This is a genomic window from Brevibacillus sp. YAE8 (assembly GCF_057543335.1).
The window spans coordinates 1-20,998 of the sequence record NZ_BAAIYG010000030.1 but is presented as its reverse complement, the minus strand read 5'-3'; the positions used below and the strand labels follow the sequence as shown (position 1 = coordinate 20,998).

At 45.1% G+C, this 20,998-nt stretch carries 13 protein-coding genes and 7 tRNA genes; 1 reads left to right on the top strand and 19 read right to left on the bottom strand.

Translation table 11 applies throughout. The features are described 5' to 3' along the window. Positions 1 to 441: 441 nt before the first annotated feature. The 11 genes from AC27IT_RS23525 to sigW form a co-directional block, all read right to left on the bottom strand. Entirely contained in the window at positions 442 to 3,939 is a 3,498-nt protein-coding gene (locus tag AC27IT_RS23525; protein WP_025845668.1) for a DEAD/DEAH box helicase, read from the bottom strand. Then, positions 3,915 to 4,718: a hypothetical protein gene (locus tag AC27IT_RS23520; RefSeq protein WP_025845666.1), complete on the bottom strand. Its 804-nt coding sequence runs from the start codon at positions 4,716 to 4,718 to the stop codon at positions 3,915 to 3,917. Before AC27IT_RS23520 ends, AC27IT_RS23525 begins: the two co-directional genes overlap by 25 nt. Before the next feature lie 305 nt (positions 4,719 to 5,023). Beyond that, on the bottom strand, positions 5,024 to 8,371 hold the full coding sequence (locus AC27IT_RS23515) for a DEAD/DEAH box helicase family protein (protein WP_025845663.1): 3,348 nt from the start codon (positions 8,369 to 8,371) through the stop codon (positions 5,024 to 5,026). Positions 8,372 to 8,390: 19 nt separating this feature from the next. Then, positions 8,391 to 9,428 carry a restriction endonuclease subunit S gene (locus AC27IT_RS23510; RefSeq protein ID WP_025845661.1) on the bottom strand — a complete coding sequence of 346 codons (1,038 nt, stop codon included), beginning with the start codon at positions 9,426 to 9,428 and terminating at the stop codon, positions 8,391 to 8,393. Beyond that, entirely contained in the window at positions 9,421 to 10,890 is a 1,470-nt protein-coding gene (locus AC27IT_RS23505) for a type I restriction-modification system subunit M (RefSeq protein ID WP_025845659.1), read from the bottom strand. The genes AC27IT_RS23510 and AC27IT_RS23505 overlap by 8 nt, the downstream gene beginning before the upstream one ends. 810 nt (positions 10,891 to 11,700) lie before the next feature. Next, entirely contained in the window at positions 11,701 to 13,533 is a 1,833-nt protein-coding gene (glmS, locus tag AC27IT_RS23500) for a glutamine--fructose-6-phosphate transaminase (isomerizing) (protein ID WP_025845657.1), read from the bottom strand. Positions 13,534 to 13,991: 458 nt separating this feature from the next. After that, complete coding sequence (gene glmM, locus AC27IT_RS23495; protein ID WP_005832267.1) at positions 13,992 to 15,338, bottom strand: phosphoglucosamine mutase; 1,347 nt, start codon at positions 15,336 to 15,338, stop codon at positions 13,992 to 13,994. 43 nt (positions 15,339 to 15,381) lie between these two features. Beyond that, positions 15,382 to 16,629, bottom strand: a complete 1,248-nt coding sequence (locus AC27IT_RS23490) for a CdaR family protein (RefSeq protein WP_005832269.1) — start codon at positions 16,627 to 16,629, stop codon at positions 15,382 to 15,384. Next, on the bottom strand, positions 16,622 to 17,440 hold the full coding sequence (gene cdaA, locus AC27IT_RS23485; protein WP_007780837.1) for a diadenylate cyclase CdaA: 819 nt from the start codon (positions 17,438 to 17,440) through the stop codon (positions 16,622 to 16,624). Before cdaA ends, AC27IT_RS23490 begins: the two co-directional genes overlap by 8 nt. A gap of 107 nt (positions 17,441 to 17,547) precedes the next feature. Beyond that, complete coding sequence (locus AC27IT_RS23480; protein WP_005832273.1) at positions 17,548 to 18,171, bottom strand: zf-HC2 domain-containing protein; 624 nt, start codon at positions 18,169 to 18,171, stop codon at positions 17,548 to 17,550. Positions 18,172 to 18,188: 17 nt separating this feature from the next. Continuing rightward, positions 18,189 to 18,752 carry an RNA polymerase sigma factor SigW gene (sigW, locus tag AC27IT_RS23475; protein ID WP_221843659.1) on the bottom strand — a complete coding sequence of 188 codons (564 nt, stop codon included), beginning with the start codon at positions 18,750 to 18,752 and terminating at the stop codon, positions 18,189 to 18,191. Positions 18,753 to 18,930: 178 nt separating this feature from the next. Here sigW and AC27IT_RS23470 point away from each other — a divergent pair, with 178 nt between their 5' ends. Continuing rightward, positions 18,931 to 19,080: an aspartyl-phosphate phosphatase Spo0E family protein gene (locus AC27IT_RS23470; protein ID WP_005832277.1), complete on the top strand. Its 150-nt coding sequence runs from the start codon at positions 18,931 to 18,933 to the stop codon at positions 19,078 to 19,080. Positions 19,081 to 19,173: 93 nt separating this feature from the next. Here the strand turns inward: AC27IT_RS23470 and rocF are convergent, their stop codons facing one another. The 8 genes from rocF to AC27IT_RS23430 form a co-directional block, all read right to left on the bottom strand. Further along, positions 19,174 to 20,070: an arginase gene (gene rocF, locus AC27IT_RS23465; protein ID WP_005832279.1), complete on the bottom strand. Its 897-nt coding sequence runs from the start codon at positions 20,068 to 20,070 to the stop codon at positions 19,174 to 19,176. Between the two features lie 195 nt (positions 20,071 to 20,265). Next, a tRNA-Gly gene (locus AC27IT_RS23460) sits at positions 20,266 to 20,339 on the bottom strand. A gap of 48 nt (positions 20,340 to 20,387) precedes the next feature. Continuing rightward, a tRNA-Pro gene (locus tag AC27IT_RS23455) sits at positions 20,388 to 20,464 on the bottom strand. Between the two features lie 48 nt (positions 20,465 to 20,512). Continuing rightward, positions 20,513 to 20,586 (bottom strand) — tRNA-Arg (locus tag AC27IT_RS23450). 22 nt (positions 20,587 to 20,608) lie between these two features. Then, positions 20,609 to 20,684: transfer RNA gene (locus AC27IT_RS23445), tRNA-Lys, on the bottom strand. Positions 20,685 to 20,689: 5 nt separating this feature from the next. Beyond that, a tRNA-Gln gene (locus AC27IT_RS23440) sits at positions 20,690 to 20,764 on the bottom strand. Positions 20,765 to 20,768: 4 nt separating this feature from the next. After that, positions 20,769 to 20,853: transfer RNA gene (locus AC27IT_RS23435), tRNA-Tyr, on the bottom strand. A 20-nt stretch (positions 20,854 to 20,873) separates the two neighbouring features. Continuing rightward, positions 20,874 to 20,949: transfer RNA gene (locus tag AC27IT_RS23430), tRNA-Val, on the bottom strand. Between the last annotated feature and the right edge of the window lie 49 nt (positions 20,950 to 20,998).

Genomic DNA, 20,998 nt, shown 5'->3' with positions numbered 1-20,998 from the left:
TAGCATTCACACCCGTGCCTTGGCCTCTGCCTTCTTTAATGAATCTCTCAATCTTGGCACTTGTAATCTCTCGTTTTCTTTTCGCCAATATGCCACCCCCGAACAAAATAAAACGAGGCTACCCGAAGGCAACCCCATATAGAGTCAGATTGTTATTCATGATGTTCCGTCTAATTGACTTGCGAAGTTTCCTTTATAGTCATTATAACCCAAATCACCAGTCTAATACTTTTATTTTCTCAGAACAACTGTCTAAGGATAATAAAGTTGTAGACTGAGGTTGTTGATTTGGCGGACTTACCAACAGCCAAAATTAATTTCCTCTAATCAATATGTTTTAGACTGAAGTGGTTAAGAGACAAAAAAAGAGTCTAAAACTGAATAATAAAGTTTTAGACTACTTTCCATTACAAATTAATAGTTTAAAAAATTCCAGCTACCTCAAAGGTCAAACGTCAATTGAATCTTCAGTTCAATATAACGATTCACGTCGACTACCTTCACTGACTCTACTTGTAACTTGTATCTTGAATTAAGATCAAGGTAATATGAAACTTCTTCATTATACTGACGTGGGATATACCCGAGTTTATGATTCCCAAAATAAACCTCAACGGCATTCTCATCAAAAAAGTTTTTATGTTCTCTTATTATTGTTAACTCGCTACCTACATTTAATTTCGAGAGAATCATATCTCTCTCGGGAAGTTGACAAAAATAATACCTTGTTCCTGCGACATACAAATGACAAATACCATATTCATTAAAAACATCAGTCACTTCTTTATAATTATTAGAAAGAGCAACTAGTTTTCTAACTTCAAAAGGAGTAATTCTTTTGTCGTCATTAAGAAATGTTAATGGGTCAACTTCCTTTAGATAATTCCTTAGTTCATCAACCGTTCTATGCACAGTATTATTTTGAATAAATGAAGATAAATCTTTTACAGTTTCGCGTGAGTTTAATCCCAGCTTAAAAAGATTTACATCCACACTATGGTTTACCCCGTACTTAATGAAAAGCGGAAGATACATAAAATAGTCAATGTTTCCTACAGCGTCGATTACCATCGAACATAGAGTGCCAAAAACCCAAGGTAATTTAAACTCAAACATTTCCCTAGAGTATTCTACAATTCGGGTCATTCTATATTGTTCTTCGACACTCCTAAAATACTCTTCGGATAATTGCTTGAACGTCTTATTACTTTCTATCCAATCTACAAATAACTGATAATCATTTATTTCTACTTCATCTGAACGAGACGAGCTCTTTCTTACTACAAATTTTTCACTTTCCTTTAATCCCAAAATCTGAACGTACATTTCCGAACTAATTATATCGCTGATTGAACTTACTATCCCTCCCAAAGAATTATATTTCTCAATGACCTGTAATGAAAGTTTTTGTAAAATTCTATAGGAAACGAATGACAACCCACTTTCCTGAATTTTAACAAGGTCTTCTCTGCTCTGCGTGTCATAATATGAATACATTTTTCGGGAGATTCGCTTTACTTTTCCTATTTTTTCACTATCAGCTTGCAAGGAAAAAAGAGTTTTATTTAGTAATCCGTCAATATTTTCAGATCTAGGGGACAGTGTGTTATAAAAAAGAAGTAAAGACTTAACAAAGGGATATGAGGTAAGTCCTAACAATAAGGATAACTGCAGTTCTTGTTCAGTATTTTCGACTTCAGTTAATGCATCAAAAAACTTATCATCACCCACAAGTGAACTATAAACTATATTTGGATGTTGTTCGTAATTTAAATGCTCATCAATTACATTATTAAAATAGTTAATATAGATAATTTGACCGAATGTACTTTGATAAGCTCTTCCTGCCCTTCCCACAATATTTTTAAAATCACCTGGACTTAAAGTGCGTTGTCCCTGGTAACTCCTACCAGAGTGTATGAAGTTTTGTATTGGAAAATTTACCCCCTCAACAAGAGTAGTAGTGCAGACCATTATTTTTATATGACCTTTTAAATAATAATCCTCAAGGGCTTCACGAATGTCTATCGGTAAACTACCATGATGATATACTAAACCTTTATTTAAGCCAATTGTAAGCAAATGATTTGATCCCAAACGTTTCTCAATATACAGTATGAGGTGCTTAATTTCATCATTGATTTCCAATCGTTCTGGAAACATGGGTGTGTAATTTCTTACGAACTCTTCACATTCATCTTTGGAATGGAAAAAAATTAGACTTCCTCCAATGTTTTTTAGCTTTTGTGCTACACCCATTATGAAGTTTTCTTTTTTGATGTTTACCTCTGCAGCAACTTTATTGTCCCGTTTGTTAAGGTATCTTGCAGCCCTAAATAAAACTAATTGTCTTTCAGTATCATTCATACGGTATTTTATTCGTGCGCTTGCTCTAAAATTTTTGTAACCCTTTCTATAAAGACCATCCTTCGGTGAAAGCTGAAGCCATTTGCCGTATTTATCCTTTTCTATTTCCCAAGAAACTACTCCCTTTAATTTTATTGTCGGTTTCCAATTATTTGGTAAATGGCTTGAGCATTGTTTTGTTTCATCCACCCATTCCATTACCGTTGGAACATTATCAATGATAGCAGAAAGCATTATAATCTTAATACGAGAGAATATTTCATGGTTTATAAGGTAAGATATGCTGCCTTCAATAACCCATCCACGTTCTCTGTCTTGGATTTTGTGGAATTCATCAAAAATTATCAATGAAATGTTACTTAGTAAATCATTCGAAAGATTGTTACGAATAATCATTTCAAGTTTTTCAGGGGTTGTAACTACAACATTATCTTCAGAAAAATTTCCATAAACGAAATCCGGCTCGTATCCACTAATTGAGCTAGATACTTTATATCCCAATCTCCTAAATCTGTCCCTCAATCGTTTGGTAACTTCATATACAAGTGCATTTGTTGGAACAATATAAAAGCATTTTTTAGTAATATCTCTTTCAAGTTCTCTGACAATCGCAAACTCAGCTAAAAGACTCTTGCCCCCACTGGTCGGGAAATTTATCATAGTACGTTTTATTTCTTGATTTCTTAGATAACCTTCTGGATTATTTACTACTTCAACTTGGTTTGGCCAAAGTTCCAATACAGGAGGCTTTGACTTTATTAATTGTTGCAAGTATGTACCTGAAAAAATATCCGTTAGGTTATTCCAAATACTGTTGCTTATTATCCTTTCGATACAACTCGCTAAATATTTCAAATGCCAAAACTCATTTGTTCTATATGTAGACAATGTATTCTTTATAAGCCTGTCTAATAATTGAACAGCGTTTTCGGCAGAGGTACGATCTCCAGTAAGTACAAAAGCCCTTAGCTCAATAAATATTCCAATTAATTCTTCGTCATCTATGTGCTTTTCAATATTATTAATGAAATATCTTCTAAGAAGGAAATAAGAGAATTTATAAATGTTTCGCATTTCATTGCTTATTATTTCCTTAGATTCGAGTTTACTCAACACTTTCTCAAATTTCTCTACCACAACAAAAGAATTCGGAGGATTATCGCAAAGAGTATATGCTATTGTTGCCCTCCAATACATTTTTAGTTGCTTATTTAGTACTTGGTCTTGAGAGAGAGTCTCTAATTTTTCTTCGTTTACATGATTTAAATAATCACCAATTTTTTCACTTGCTAACGCACACAGTTGCATAGCTTTTTTGGTTAGGGTCCCGTCATACTGTTTTAAAATGCTATTGTATTCAGAGAAGAGATATATTATTACCTTTTCCAATGATCTTATTGCCTTAATATTTCTCTCTAGTTTATCTTCACCTACATCTATTAGATTTAAGTCTAGATCTATACAATGTACTGTAAGTGCTTCTAATATATTCTTAAAGTCTCGAGCAATATTAGAACTCTTCAAACGCAAGAGTAGATCATTAATGTTCAGGGGGTTTGTAACCTGTTCCATACCCTATCCCTCAAATCGTCTAATATCTTGGTTAATAAATCGATAAATACAAGCTTGACTAGTCGCTGATCCTTAGTAAGTTCACTTTTAAAACATTCCCCAAACTGCTTAAATGTATCATTTGTTGAAGTGAAATTCGAAGAAATACCTGTAGCTCCAATACAAAACTCTCTATTTATTATGGTTTCGTAAAGATCGGATACCTTTTCCTTCAGATTATCATCAGGTCGGTACTGGAATAATTCTTGAATAGCTTTTATCTCACTATCAATATTTTCCTCAAAACTGCCGTTTTCACTAAAAAAATCATAAATTTGGCTAGCTCGTGTTGAAACAGAGTTCTCAGTAGTTTTGGTTTCCCAAATGGTGACATTAATCGAATTCTTTTTACTTGGATCACCTGTAAAAGTTATATAATCAATACCTGGTTCCGCTGAGGATCGACCTTTCGGTCCATGTGACCATAAGAAATCCCGAACTTTTTTATGGAAATAAAAGGAGAATAGGTGCTCACCAACTATCCCCTTAAAGTGTTGGTCATTTTTAAATATTCTATTCAAATTGTTAATTATATATTGCTTATTTTTTATAGTATGACCATTTAGAAATAACATTAAGGATTCATAAGGCTTTTCGGTTAATACACTTCTAAAAAAGTACTGTTGGAAATCATTGTAGAACTCTTCATAAACTTTTGTATCTCCAAGAACAAAAGTAATGTGCTTTTTTACAAATTCATGGGTTACATCAATTTCCTCTATTTCTATATATTTAACCAAGATGCAAACACCCCAATTTTCCGACAACATTTATTCAAATTATTCGACTATATTAATTTTCGTTTGATGAATCCATGATTCAATAAACTTACTTTAAATCTAACACGATCCGAAACTTCACATATCTCTATACCAAGCAGAAACGACTACTGCGTATAGTAGCTGGACATTTTATTGATAATCATTCAATGTAGCAACTCCATAGCTAGTTTTTGTTCTGCATCTATAAGCTAAAAAGAAAGAAAGTCAAAACTTATGAACAAAATCAATAACAGTAAAGCCATATAATTAATTCAAGTGAGTATCTAGCCTACAATTTTAACCGCATTCTCCTTAATCTGCGAAATCAATTCCACAAACTGCTTTTGCCTGACCCCATCAAACAACTTAATAAAACTCTGCGGCTTATCAAATGGCGGCTTCATCAGTTCAGCTACATTTTCGATGTACCCATTCTGAACGATATAATCTACCACCTTTTTCACAAAAACAATCTGCGCCTGAGTCAGCGACTGGTCATTAATAAACGCGGAGAACGCAGCCATGGCAGCATCATGGTCCATCTTGGCAATTTTGCGTACAAGCAAACCAAATGGCGTATCTTTAAATTCCCGCTTATAATCTTCCTTGGTCCCCAATTCCCCTGTGAAAATACGCTCCAGGCTTTCATAATCAGAAGCAGTCAACGGAATATTATGACGTAGCTTATGAATAGCCAGATGATCACGGTTGTTCTCGATATACCGGTTGACCTTCAGCTTGTAATCCTCAAAATCATAGGCTTGATATAGTACCTCTCCCTCTTTGACAGCCAATACCACATCGGAAAGGTTCGTGTAAACCGGGCTCTTTCCTACCTCATCGACAATAAATTTCATCAATCCCCGCAATTCCATGCGTACCTTCTCAAAAACAGGGATATCTGGATTCTGCCAAAACTCGTCCGTTCCAATCATGTTGATTAACTCCAGCTTCTCTTTAATCTGTGGAATCGTCGCTCGCTTGGAAAGATCAGAGGAAACATGAATCAGCTGCTTTTTCCCTTTTTTGAATTGCGGCATTCCCTCGATCTGAGCGATCATGATCCCGTACATGAAATTATCGAAGCGTTTGGAATATTCATCGGGATCATCCATATAGACAAGGGGAGCCAGGTACGTGATCAGGTTGTGTTTATCGGTATCGGAAAGACAAACAAATGCATCCCGATGCTTATACTTTTCAATATGTTGCAACTGCATTTTCACCGCTGTCAGCTCTGTATTCAACGCATTGATTTGATGATGTACGGTTCGAATCAAATCGTTCCGAATGTCCTGATACGAATCATCCACAAAGGTAGCATGCTGCAAGTGATGGATCAAGCGAACCCGCTTGGAAAAAATGGCTTCTGACAGGCTCTGTACTTCATTTCCCATCAGCCCTTCCTTGTTTGCACGGAAAAACTCGAAGTTTCCTAGATAGTCAAAGATGAGAAAGTGCGTTTTATCCTGACCATCTCCAAACAGGTTCTTGCGGAGCCTTGTCCCGCGTCCGATCATCTGCCAGAACTTCGCTTTGGAGCGAACGCGTTTGAAGAATACCAGATTTACAATGTCCGGCACATCAATTCCTGTATCCATCATATCGACCGACACCGCGATATGCGGCTCTTTATCAGTCACCTTGAAGTCGTCAATAATCGTCTGGACATAGTTGTCCTCGGAGACGACACGCTTGGCGAAAGTTCCGCGGTACTGCGGATACAGTTTGTTAAAACGCTCAACGATATATTCTGCATGCCTTTTATTTTGCGCAAAGATGATCGTTTTCCCCAGTCTGTCACCACCGGCAACTTTGATCCCCTTGGTCATCAGATCCTCCAACACCATATCTACCGTTGCCTGGTTAAAGATGTACTCATTTACAGCAGGGGAGGGAATGAAATCTGGCATCGTGCCATCTTCGTCAACAAAATCTTCTTCATAACGTGCCTTGTCTTCTTCTGACAGATCATCGTAAACAATGCCCTGTCCTAAAATTTTCGTCTCTATTTCAATGTTATAGTAGGGAACCAGCACGTGATCTTTTTCAACGGCGGTTTCATAGTCGTAAGCATACGTAGGTACGCCGCTTTCCATCTCGAAGAATTCGTATGTATTGCGATCAACCTCGGTCTTTGGCGTAGCTGTCAGACCGACCATGATCGCATCAAAATATTCAAAAATCGTGCGGTATTTCTTAAAAATACTTCTATGCGCCTCATCGATGATAATCAAGTCAAAATGGGCAGGACTAAATAGACGCTTCCCGTCATCGCTTTTCACGGAGTCGATGGCGTTTAGCATCGTAGGATAGGTAGAAAAAACAATCCTTGCCGTTTTATCATCCTTGTTGGAAAGGAGATTGCAGAGCGACATATCCGGCAGGTAGTTTTTAAAGTCATCCTTCGCCTGCTTGACCAACGCTGTACGGTCTGCCAAAAACAGTGTATTGGTCACATGTCCGCCCCGAGAGAGCACATCGGTCAGACTGGAAGCCGTTCTCGTTTTTCCTGTACCGGTAGCCATGATGAGCAATGCCTTCCGGTGACCTGTTTCTATCGTTTCACTGACCGCACGAATCGCTTCTTTCTGGTAATAACGGTCGGTAATTTTGTCGTCAATCGGGACATCAGCCAGTGGTTTGCGTTCTTTTCGGCGGTTCATCAGCTTTTCCAAATCCGCTTTTGAGAAAACCCCGCTTACTTTTCGCTGTGGGGAAGTGACGTCATCCCATAGATACGTTTCAAATCCATTGGTCGTGAACATCATGGGACGTCTGCCTGTCATCCGTTCTAGGCAGTCAGCGTACAGCTTGGCCTGCTGTGTACCGATCTTCGGGTCTTTGGAGGTTCGCTTCGCTTCGATGATGGCCAGAGGAAGTCCGTCTTTCCCATAGAGGACATAATCCGCGTAGCCTTTTTCCTCCGGATTGGGCATACCAACTAGTTCGACTTCTTCCCTCACATCGTCTCCAAATGTCCAGCCCAGAAGTTTGAGGTCTACATCAATATATTTTTTGCGCGTCATATACTCGGAAATGTCCTCCGGTGTGAACTGACGCTCTTCCTTGTGCTTCTCTTTATCAGCAGTCAGACGGTCACTCATCGCTGCGATCTGAGCACGTAAAGCCTCAATCTCTGCGTCCTTTTGCTCGATCAGGCTGTCTTTTTCCCGTATCTGCGCTTCATCGAGAACGACCTTTTCAGTAGGGATTTTACTCTCGTCAAAGTGGCGTTCTTCATAGTTGGAGCCATAGCAATAGTCGAGCCATTGGATAAATTCAAAAAGCCCGGCAAGCGAAAGGACGGCATCGCTGCGGCTGATTGCCTTTTCGGTATGCACCGCCAGATTGCCCAGCTTGACGATGTAAGGGAGTTTGCCCCACGTCTGGTTCTCCATCGCAAAGCGGAAGGAAGGTTCGTGAATCAATGACTGCAAATTGTCCTTGTAGGGCATGGAGATAGTGTTGTCAGCAGAATAAACCCACTTCACCGCCAGTTCCAGCGCTTTGCGGCTGCCCACCGCCGACATGGCTGGTGATGTGGCCAGAACGCGCTCTGCTTCGATGCATGCCAGAGCAAATAGATTGTATTCGGGTTGTCCCTGGAGGAAGTTGAAATTTGCAATCATTGTTTCACCTCAGTTTGGATTATTCGAAGTACTGGCTCATTAGACTGTCGAATAGGTATTGGGTTTCTTCGAGTGCTTTTTTTACTAGGGATTTTTGTTCTTCGATTCTGGTGACGATCGTTGCAAATTTCGTTTGTAAAGATCTTGGCGGACAAATATAACTCAATTCTAACAATGGCTTTTGGGTAATTTTGGGTTGGCCGGAAAAATCGGCAAATCGATTAAAGTTGAGCTCGGTAAAGAGCATTTTCAGGAATTCCAATTCAAATTTACTTTTATCGTATTGTTTCAAGTAAATTGCATTATCCGTGATCCATGACTTTTGACTGGTAAGATGGATACTGCCACAGTAAGCGCCTACCCGGCCTATTACCAGTGTTTGATAATCAATAAGATACTCCTTGCTTCGACCAGTAATCCCATTACCGCCATAACAAGGGTATTCATAAGAATCATCTAATTGATGGGAAGGATTAAACTTGCCGCTAGAAAATACGTATATCTGACTCCCTGCCTCTGCTTTCCATCCTTTTTCATTCGTAACAGGATCACCAAACATCTCATTAAAAACAGATTTAATCAGATTCTCCAACTCCGCAAGCTGCTGTTTGCGCATGGCAAGCAGTTCTGCTGCGGTGTCCAAGATTTTGGCGATTTGTTTTTGGGTTTCGAGTGGGGGGAGAGGGATCTCTTGTTTTAATATTGATGATTGTGAAATTGATGGTTGTCCACTTTTATTTGCATAACGATTTAAATTTTTATTTTGCAATACGTAACATAGATATTTTAATTCGATATCTTTTAAGTAGTTAGTTACATATAAAGCATTATCAGTAACCCATACTTTAGGTTCTGTCACATGTACACAGCCACAATATTCGCCAACTCTTCCAATTACAACAGTTGGATCATCGATAAAATATTCATTGTGATTCCCACTAACTCCATTTCCACCATAGACATTGTAAATTCCATCTACCCTTTTGCTACTCGGTAAGAACCTTCCACTAGATAGCGAGATAACTTCACTCAATCTAACAACATCCCACTTACTCACCGATAAGCCCCCTTAATTCCTCCATCTTCGTTGCAATATCCAGGTTCAGCTTATCCAGTCTTCCCATAATTACCTCAGGAACATCATACTCCACCTTCTCATACACAACCTCTTTGTATCGGTTAATAGACAAATCATACCCATTTTCCTCAATCGCAGACTTGTCCACCAGAAAACTCTGCTCCGTCGGCTTACGATCCGCCTCACCTTGGAGATTATGAAAGCGTGCAAGAATATCAGGAATATTGTTATCCTCAATTGGAGAGCGTTTATCGTCCAAAGAATACCCATCCGCTTTCATATCATAGAACCAAACCTTGTCCGTCCCACCAGCGCCCGTTTTCGTAAAGATCAACACAGCAGTGCTTACCCCTGCATACGGCTTAAACACCCCGCTCGGCATGGAGATCACGGCCTGCAGTTGATGGTTCTCCACCAACTCTTTACGCAAAGCCTTGTGTGCCTTAGTTGTCCCAAACAACACCCCCTCCGGTACGATACATGCACAACGTCCACCGTTGCGCAGCATCCGTAAAAAGAGCGCGACAAACAACAGCTCGGTCTTTTTGGTTTCACAAACCGTTTTCAGGTTATCATTGATACTCTCCGCGTCTACCGTTCCCGTAAAAGGCGGATTTGCGAGGATTATATCGTAAGCAGCAGCAATCTCATTTTGCTTGGAAACACTATCTACATAATCAATATGTGGATTGGTAATCGAGTGTAGCATCAGATTCATCGCAGAAAGACGTAACATAGTACGGTCTGTGTCCAAACCAGTGAACATGTCGCTGGCAAAATGCTCCCATTGCTCACTGGTCATTTCCGATTCATACGTTTCCCGGATATACTCTGCTGCCGAGACCAGAAAACCCGCTGTACCACAAGCCGGGTCACAGATCTTGTCATCCGGGGTAGGAGCAAGCAGTCGCACCATCATGTCGCGGATGTGCTTGGGCGTACGGAACTGCCCGTTTTGACCGGCTGTAGCCAGCTTGCCCAACATATACTCATACAGATCGCCCTGCATGTCCAAATCCTTAATGTCGTGCTCGTAAAGCTCGTCCAAACCGGTAATGATCTTTTGCAGAATCTGCGGCGTCGGAATCAAAAACATCGCATCTTGCATATAGCGGGAAAAGGCAGACGTATTTTCACCGTTCATCGATTTGATGAACGGAAAAACCTTCGTGCCGACAATATCATATATTACACGAGCATCTTTGGTTTTGAACTTACTCCAACGCATCGACTGTCCGTCTTCATCCTGTGGAAAGATCTTTGGCATTTCCTGACCGCTTAATGCTTCAAAGCTTTCCGTTTCCAGCTCCTTTTCGTCCAGGGAACGAATGAACATCAGGTATGTAAGCTGCTCGATTACAGTCAACGGGTTGGTAATTCCCCCGGCCCACATATCAGTCCATATTTTATCTACCTTGTTGCGAATTTCTCCTGTTAGCATCACGTTAAGCTCCAATCTATATTAAATCTTAGGTAATTTGTAATTTATTGGGCTAGTTCTATTGTAGTATACCATAGTACCAATTAGCATGCGCCACGAATTGGAATAAGAGCAATGAGAAAATAAATACTACTAGGAAATTGCCAAATAATATGACTGAAACCTCTCTCCATTATATTTCACTACGAAAAAAATTTATAATTTCCCCACCAATTTATAGGCCCATCTCTCCACAGAATCCTTTTGATAATGCCTTAATTTCTCGATATCCAAATTAATACACTGATCCAGCACATCTTGATCCCAATGGCCGCTTTTGTTTACAAGTCCCTCAAGCAAGATTCCGATGTAATACTCGATCTTCCTATCCTAGTACTCCGATCCCTAGGGGTAAGAATTAATGTCGAAATGGACCATCCGTCAGGTCTAGCGATTTCAATAACATTTTTTATCACATTTTCAGTTTCCAGTTTTACAACAGCACAAGTCCTCCGGATCCCGTTTCCACAAACAGAAAAACGACGACCAGGCGATAGAGAAAGAACGCTCATTTGCACGCTAACCGGAAATATCTCTGTTCCGCGAGTTGCTCTTCCCCCAAATGGAATATCTTGTATCTTCAACCAAGGCAAATAGTCTTTGCCGATACCTTGACCTCTTAATATATTTTTCGATCTTGGCACCAGTAATTTTCCAGTTGCGCTTGGCCATTTGCTCGCTCCTAACTCATTTTCCCAAAATAAAAAGGAGCCACCCGAAGGCAGCCCCAAAATGGAGTCATGATGTAAATCTATGCTGTAGGAAATCCTCTTACTCCACCGTCACACTCTTCGCCAAATTCCGTGGTTTATCCACGTCCAGGCCGCGCGCGACGGATGCGTAGTAAGCGAGCAATTGCAATGGAATGACGGTCAGAATCGGTGTGAGCATTGGCAGGGTGGCTGGCATGTAGATCACTTCGTCCACGCTCTTCGCCAGGTCGTGGTTGCCTTCGGTCGCGAAGCCCAGGACGTGGGCGCCGCGCGCTTTTACTTCCACGATGTTGCTCACCATTTTTTCGTAGATGTCTGGTTGTGTAGCCAATGCGACGACTGGTACGTTCTCTTCAATCAGCGCAAGAGTACCGTGCTTCAATTCACCAGCCGGGTATGCCTCGGAGTGGATGTAGGAGATCTCCTTGAGCTTCAGGGAGCCTTCCAGCGACACCGCATAGTCCAGGCCGCGGCCGATGAAGAACAGGCTGTTTACCCCTTTTGTGCTCTCGGCAAAGTGGCGAACCTGCTCAGCGTCTTCGAGCATGGCTGCGATTTTTCCAGGAATGGTCTCCAGGTGTTCCACGACAGTTGCTACCTCAGAAGCCGCAAGCGTGCCTTTTACCTGCGCCAGATACAGGCTGAACAGGTACAGAGCTACCACTTGGGAGGTGTACGCTTTTGTCGAAGCTACCGCTATCTCGGGACCGGCCCAGGTGAAGATCACTTCATCTGCCTCGCGAGCCACCGAGCTGCCCACGACGTTTGTGATCGCGAGTACCTTCACGTTGCTCTTCTTCGCTTCACGCAACGCAGCCAGCGTGTCTGCTGTCTCCCCGGATTGGCTGATGACGATCATCAAAGTTTTGTCCGTGTAGATCGGATCACGGTAACGGAACTCGGAAGCCACCGCTACCTCTACAGGTACGCGGGTCCATTTTTCGATGACGTCTTTTCCGACCAGACCTGCGTGCATGGAGGTACCGCAAGCGACGATGTAGATGCGGTCGTACGCCGCCAGCTCGGCATCGCTCATTTTCAACTCAGGCAAAATCACGCGCTTGTTCTCGTGGTCAATGCGGGCGCCCATCGTGTCGCGAACCGCTTGCGGCTGCTCGTAAATTTCTTTGAGCATAAAGGAATCGTAGCCGCCTTTTTCCGCTTGAACCAGATCCCACTCGACATGGAACAGCTCCCGCTCGATTTTCTCTCCGGTCTCTGCGTCCATCAGTTCCACGCCGTCGCGCGTCAAAACAGCCATTTCGCCTTCGTTCAAAATGTAAACGTCGCGGGTATGCTCCAGGATAGCCGGGATGTCCGAGCCGATAAAGCTCTCGCCCTGGCCTACGCCGACTACCAGCGGGCTGGCCAGACGAACGGCTACCAGCTTATCTGGTTCATGCTCGGTCATGATTCCCAGCGCATAAGCGCCACGCATGCGTTGCACAGCGCGACGCGCCGTGGACACGATATCCCCGTCGTACATGTCTGCGAGCAGGTGAGCGATGACCTCGGTATCTGTCTCGGAAGTGAACGTGTAGCCTTTTGCCAGCAGCTCTTCCTTCAACGGCAGGAAGTTTTCGATAATCCCGTTGTGAACGACGGCAAAAGACGTTTTTGCGTCCGTATGAGGGTGGGAGTTCTCGTCAGACGGCTTTCCGTGCGTCGCCCAACGTGTGTGCCCGATTCCCATGCAACCGGCAAGCGGCTTCGACGCCAGACGATCTTCCAGCACAGCCAGACGTCCTTGCGCCTTTTCCAGCTCCAGGCCGTTGTCGTTCACTACCGCGATTCCCGCCGAGTCATAACCGCGATACTCCAGCTTGCGCAGGCCTCCGATCACGATGTCTTGCGCTTGTTTATCTCCAATATATCCAACGATTCCGCACATAAGTGTATGATCCCCTTCCATATTGACGGGGACACAACCCAAAACCAATGGTACGGGGGAGTGCCCCCGCCATTCCATGTTTATGATCTATGTTTTTTCCTTTGTCCGTGGCTACAAACGTATCATACGCAAAGTTTTGTCCACCAGATCACCCTGGTGCTTTGTCCTTGCGTTCTGCGGCAGTGATACTGCTGCCGGGAGGTACCCGCCGAATCCTTCGATAAACCTCCACCTCGTCCACTGGGCTCCATGTCGGGCAGCCGCAGTGCTGGCGCTTTACGACAGTTGTTTTCCGATCCTCGTATCCGCTTTGTCTTCGTCCGATCTCCTCCAATTTTTTCAAATCGTGCGTGCATGCACATGAACACTGTACCACAGATTGAGAGGAGCGACAACACCTTCGTCATTTACATGTATGCAAAAGGGAGTGGCGTCGCACCACTCCCCGAAACATTTTTTTACACCAGTTGCTGTTTTACCACGTCAACGATGCGATGCACAAGCCCTTCCAGTTGCGCAGCATCCGGGCCTTCTGCCATGACGCGCACGATTGGCTCTGTGCCGGATGGACGAACCAGCACGCGTCCGTTGCCCGCCAGCTCTTCCTCCACTTCGCGAATGGCCTGCTCGATCGCTTCGTTGCCGTTCAGCTTCGACTTGTCCTCTACGCGGACATTAATCAGCAGTTGCGGATACTTGACCATCACCTGTTTCAGCTCGGACAAAGGCTTGCCCGACTCCTTGATGATGTTCAAAAGCTGCAAGCCTGTCAAAAGCCCGTCACCTGTCGTATTGTAGTCCAGGAAGACGATGTGGCCGGACTGCTCGCCGCCGAGGTTGTAGCCGCCGCGCAGCATCTCCTCGACCACGTAACGGTCTCCTACAGCGGTTTTCGTTGTATGGATGGAGCACTCCTCCATCCCTTTGAAAAAGCCCATGTTGGCCATGACGGTCGTCACGACTGTATTGTTGTTGAGCTTTCCTTTTGCTTTCAGCGCGCGCGCACAGATCGCCATGATGTAGTCGCCGTCGATGATTTCACCTGTCTCGTCAACCGCGATACAGCGGTCTGCGTCCCCGTCAAAGGAAAGACCCAGATCGGCCTTGTGCTTCAGCACTTCCTCCTGAAGACGCTCAGGATGGGTAGAACCGCACTGCTCGTTGATGTTGACCCCGTTCGGGTTGGCCCCGATCGTAATCACCTCTGCGTCCACGTCTGCAAACAGACGGGCGGCAAGCGACGAGACAGCTCCATTGGCGCAGTCCAGAACGACCTTCAAGCCGTCAAAACGCTCGGATACGGTACTTTTCAGGTGAGAGAGGTACTTTTGCCCCCCCTCGAGGAATTCCAATACCGTACCGATCTGTTCTCCTACCGGCCTTGGCAAAGTGTCCTCTGCCGCATCCAAGTACTGCTCTACTTCTGCTTCCACTTCGTCGGACAGTTTGAAACCGTTGCTGCCGAAGAACTTGATTCCGTTATCCGGAAACGGATTGTGGGAGGCGGAGATCATGACACCCGCATCCGCACCCAGTGCACGCGTGAGATACGCCACGCCTGAGGTGGAGATGACACCCAATCTGACCACTTCTGCTCCAACCGAGAGCAAGCCAGCCAAAAGCGCGTTTTCCAGCATCTGTCCAGAAATGCGCGTATCGCGCCCAATCACCACTTTTGGTTTGCCTTCCTGCTTGTGTCTAGTGAGAACGTAGCCGCCAACGCGTCCGATTTTAAATGCCAGCTCGGGTGTCAATTGTGTATTGGCAACCCCACGTACACCGTCTGTTCCGAAATACTTCCCCATGTTTGTCCCTCATTTCCTTCCTTGTGCACACAACAGCTTATGTCTACCTTTGCTTGTTCGTGATTTCGATTGTGACCTTTTTCGGTGCGCTCGCAGAAGTCTTGATATAATCCGGCTGATTGAAAATGTAATTCAGAGGTACCTCGTACACACCAGCCGGCATGTTGCTAACATCTGCTACGACCTGCAAGTCTTCGTGTCTCAATTGATCCAGCACCTGTGCCGCGCCGATTACTTCAAAGTCAATTGTAGACAACTCCTGGCCATCGGTGGACAACACCTTGGCTTGCATAGTCTCTGACAACCCGCTGATGCGAATCGGGATTTTCTCCAAACGCTTGGTTGTGGACGGAACTACTTTCAGCGATACCTTGAGATACTCCGGTTCTACCTTCACAATGTTATCCATTAACGGTATCTTTAGCTCCAGAAGGCGATCTGATGTAATGTTGGCAAGATCGATTTCCGGACCCGGATAGGTGTTCGCCTTCATGGCGTCGATGACCTCTTTCGGACCGAAAACGGTCACCTCATCCACATTCATATCCATACTAGCCAAACTATAGCCATTCGGCATTTCATTCGTCAAGTTTAATTTGATCGGCACTTTCACAAAAGGACTCGTGACCGGGATATTTACTTCTACAGTAAGCGGAATGACATCCGCACCTTGAATCACATTTCCTGACTTGTCCACTACTTTCAGTGGGACTGTAGTCTTAATCGCAGAAGTAGCCCCTTCCAGATCGACAGACGCTTTGACAGCCGCCACTTTGTCTACCTGGCTTTCCGGCACTCTGACCAGTGCCCGGAACGGCTTGACGATCGGTTCTCCTGCGGTATAGCCAGGAGCTACTTGCCCCAGTTTTTCCACCGTAACCTCCCGTTCCACCGTCTTCTTCTCTTCCAGGGTGATTTCCACGATGTTCGGAATAATGCCCACTTTCACCTCATCGGGGAACCCTTTGTACTGGACAGGCACCCTGTGAGTCCCTTTTCCTAAATTGGTGGCATCGACGTACACTTCCATCGAATCAGCCGGGAAAAAGTTATGCCGGTAGAACGGGTTGTTGCTCTCCAATGCGACCTTTACCGTTCGCTGCTGCTTGACGACCTGAAAACGGTCTGTATCGTACTTGACATGCAAGGTCACACCGTCAATAAAGACGGGCTGGCTCGCTTCCGGAGTCGGTGTTTGCTCTGTCTCCAGGTTGACGACCATCCACATCATGACAGCCAAAAGCAGCGCTACGGCCCGTGCAAACCAATGACTGTTCAACCACTTATCCATGTTTTCGCCTCCATTGCCAACGACTGCCAATGGACTTGCCCTTTGACAGAGGCTGGAGCTGTTCGGTCAGCATCTCTGCCAGTTGCGCCTCCGTCAGATTTCGGTTCATCGCGCCATGCGCGGCAAAAGACACTTGTCCTGTCTCCTCCGAAACAATGATGGACATGCCATCCGAGACCTCGCTGACGCCGATTGCCGCGCGGTGGCGAGTCCCGAGCTCCTTCGAGATGGAGTTGTTCTCAGACAGCGGAAGGTAACAGGCAGCAGCCAAAATGACGTCCTTGCGCATGATGACGGCCCCGTCATGTAAAGGCGTATTCGGAATGAAAATGTTGATTAGCAGCTCCGAGCTCACGCGTCCGTTGATCGCGATGCCCGTCTCTACGTAATCGTTCAGCCCCGTCTCTCTCTCAATGACGATCAAGGCCCCGATCCGCCGCTTTGCCATGTAGGTGACCGATTTACACACCTCTTGCACCACACGGTTCACCATGTCATCGTCTTGCAGGCTGCTGGAGCGGGAAAAGAGCTTGCCTCGACCAAGCTGCTCCAGCGCGCGACGCAATTCCGGCTGGAAGATGATGACCACAGCCAGTACCCCGAAGGTAAAAGCTTGCGACATCAACCAGTGCAGTGTCGTCAGTTGGAAGTACTTGCTGAGCAGCCAGGTGATGACGATCACCATGATCCCCTTCAGCAACTGTACCGCTCGCGTCCCCCGAATGAGCATAATAATTTTATAAATCACGTATGTAACGAGTAAAATATCCGTTCCATACCGCAGTAAATCCCCATAATCCATCGATATCATAACGAAGCCCCCATATCTCGCTCCATCTAAATAAGGTCAGCCTGTCTCCTGCGGAAAAAGCACGGCTCCACTGCCGTGCTGTTGATAGCTGTACTCTCTATTTTCTCTTATGGCAAGATCGGAAGCAAGTCATTTCCAATATTTTTCACCTCATACCAGATCCAATCGAAAATCGCTTCAATGGATTCGGTATTGCCTACCACTTGAGCGGTAGAGGCCACGAACACTTTTCCTTCGATGGCCACGACATTTCCTTTTACTTGCCCCTGAACATCCACGTTGCCGTTGCGCACCACCAAATCTCCATCAATGCTCGTTCCGGCTGGTACCACTACGACATTGCGTTGCCGATCTATTTTCAACTTATCCATGTTGGCTGAAGATACCTGCAACGTATTATCGCGGTCAAACCAGTTCGCGCACAAGCTGCCAGTCATGAGGAACAAAAACACCGCTGCTGCTGTCAAAAACGGGTGGTTCCGCAGCCAGCTTGAAAACAGGTTGGCCTTCGTCGGCGCAGGCAATTGGGCGAGTACACGTGCCGTAAAATCAGGAGAAACATGAATATGTGAAGCGCTCTGTACAAAAGCGATGGCCCGCTGCAGCTCGTGCATATGCTGGCGGCAGCTCGCACAAGTTTTTATATGTGCTTGCAAATGCTGATTGGCTAATTCATCAGTGTCCCCATCCAAATATTCGTGGATGAGAATAATCATTTCCCGGCATTCCATCGTGATTTTCTCCTTTCTCACATCAATCGCAACTTGCTTCGCAACGCTTCCCGTCCTCGGTGAATGCGTGTCTTGATCGTCGTAATGGGAAGTTTTACGATATCGCTGATCTCCTGCAACGACAAGTCCTCAATGTAGCGCAAGATCATAATCGAGCGATATTTCGGCTGCAACTGGGACAGAGCACTCTGCACTGTCTCCTGCAGCTCCTGCGTCACGACTTTGTCTTCCGGTGTTTTCTCACTAGAAGACAGGCGCGAATACCAGTCCATTCCCTGTCCTGGTTCGGTTTCTTCATCCAATGAAAAGTCAGGTCTTTTTTTACGGCCACGGTCGATACATAGATTGGTCGCGATCCGGTAGATCCACGTGGAGAACTTGTAGCTGTCATCGTACGAATGCAGATTGGCATACACGCGCAAAAAAGTCTCCTGCGCGATGTCCTCCGCATCCTGACGGTTTCCCACCATGCGATAAGCAAGTTGGAATATCTTGTCTTTATAAATTTCGATCAACTCCGCAAATGCTTCACGGTCTCCACGCTTCGCTCGCTGAGTCAACCGTTTCTCTACAAAATCCATGCGATCCTCCCCACAATACCGTAATCCTATATACGGATGATACTGCAAATGGTTTCGTTCTAAATGCGTGTTTGTGCAGGTAATTTGTTGGGAAATAGAGGAATAAGGTAACTGCCTACCTCTATATATTATTGATGATAACTCTTTCATCCCTCAGTTGGAAAGGAGAGTGGGACGTATGTCGAAGCAGGACGTTCTCCTCCAGATCGAGCAGCTACGCAAAGAGCTCAACGATCAGTATAAGAAGCAGGCAACCATCACTCCTGAATTAGTCGCCCTAAGCGTGCAACTTGACCATCTATTAAACGAACTACATCTCCATCCTTAGAATGTACTTCTTTCTCCCACCAATGTAAAGATGCGTAAAAAGCAAAAAGAGAGGCGATTTTTGCCTCTCTTTTTGTTCTCGGACAACGATTGGTTACAGCAGTTTATCGCCGAATACAGAGCTCATCAACGCGACTGCGACGCGCGCTGTCATGTTTTCACGGTCGAGGATCGGATTTACTTCCACAAATTCTGCGGAACAGAGAATGTCAGCGTCAGCCAGCATCTCCAGGGAGACATGCCCCTCCCGGTAAGAAATACCGCCGATAACCGGGGTTCCTACTCCTGGCGCGTCATGCGGGTCCAGTCCGTCCAAATCCAGGCTCAAGTGTACGCCATCGGTGTTTTTGGACACGTGGGCAATCGCTTCTTCCATCACGCGAGCCATTCCCAGCTTGTCGATCTCGTGCATGGTGAACACTTTCATGCCAATGCGCTTGATTAAATCGCGCTCGCCTTGATCGAGGTCGCGCGCCCCGATAATCACCACGTTTTCAGGCTGCAGCTTTGGCGCAAATCCGCCGATGTTCGTCAAACGCTTATGTCCATAGCCAAGGCTCGCCGCCAGCGGCATCCCGTGGATGTTTCCCGATGGAGAAGTCTCTCCTGTGTTCAAGTCTCCGTGCGCATCGAACCAGATGACCCCGAGATTTTTCACGTGCTTGGCGACACCTGCAATCGTTCCCAAAGCAATGCTGTGATCGCCCCCCAGCACGAGCGGGAAACGGCCTGCCGTCATGATATCGCTTACAACATCAGCAAGCTTTTCATTCGCTTCCACAACCTCATCCAAGTACTTATGGTTTTCTGTTTCCGTAAACCGATGAGGTCGTGTTACAAAAATATCTCCACGGTCCTCGATATGAAAGCCCATTTTCTCCAAACGAGCTACAACACCTGCGTAACGGATTGCACTTGGTCCCATATCTACTCCACGACGGTCTGCACCCAGATCCATCGGTACACCGACAATACTCATGTTCTTGTTCATGTAGACGCCCCCATTCCTTCGATCGTTGTTGCTCCACCCCTATATTGTAGCCTCCGATCGCGAAATGACTCAACTCGACAGGATTTTGCATAAATAACCCGTCTGGCCTAACGTCGTTCAAAATGGAATGGGAGCAGTCTTTACCTATGAAAAAAACGAGCAACCGAATCGGCTACTCGTTTTAGGCAATACGTATGGAGCGGGTGATGGGAATCGAACCCACGCGACCAGCTTGGAAGGCTGGAGTTCTACCATTGAACTACACCCGCGCAATTTTAGTTAGAAAACAAAAACCCGGCAACAAGTGCGGGGAAAAATGGTCGGGAAGACAGGATTCGAACCTGCGACCCCTTGGTCCCAAGCCAAGTACTCTACCAAGCTGAGCTACTTCCCGATTTTTCTGTTTTTACAGCGCTTCTCCTCACTTTTGGAAGTAAGGAAGCGTGCCCTGAGAGATTCGAACTCCCGACCTTTTGATTCGTAGTCAAACGCTCTATCCGGCTGAGCTAAGGGCACATATTTTATAAAAGGTAAAAACTGGTGAGCCATGAAGGACTCGAACCTTCGACCCTCTGATTAAAAGTCAGATGCTCTACCAACTGAGCTAATGGCTCGCACGTGGCTGGGGTACTAGGATTCGAACCTAGGAATGACGGAGTCAAAGTCCGTTGCCTTACCGCTTGGCTATACCCCAAAAATGGTGGGGAGAGACGGATTCGAACCGCCGAACCCGGAGGGAGCAGATTTACAGTCTGCCGTGTTTAGCCACTTCACTATCTCCCCATTTTCAGTTCAACAACAAGTGGTGGAGGCTGACGGGATCGAACCGCCGACCCTCTGCTTGTAAGGCAGATGCTCTCCCAGCTGAGCTAAGCCTCCAAAGTACCCCACAAAGTGAAGAGATTGCGTTGTAGCAACACCGAGTACT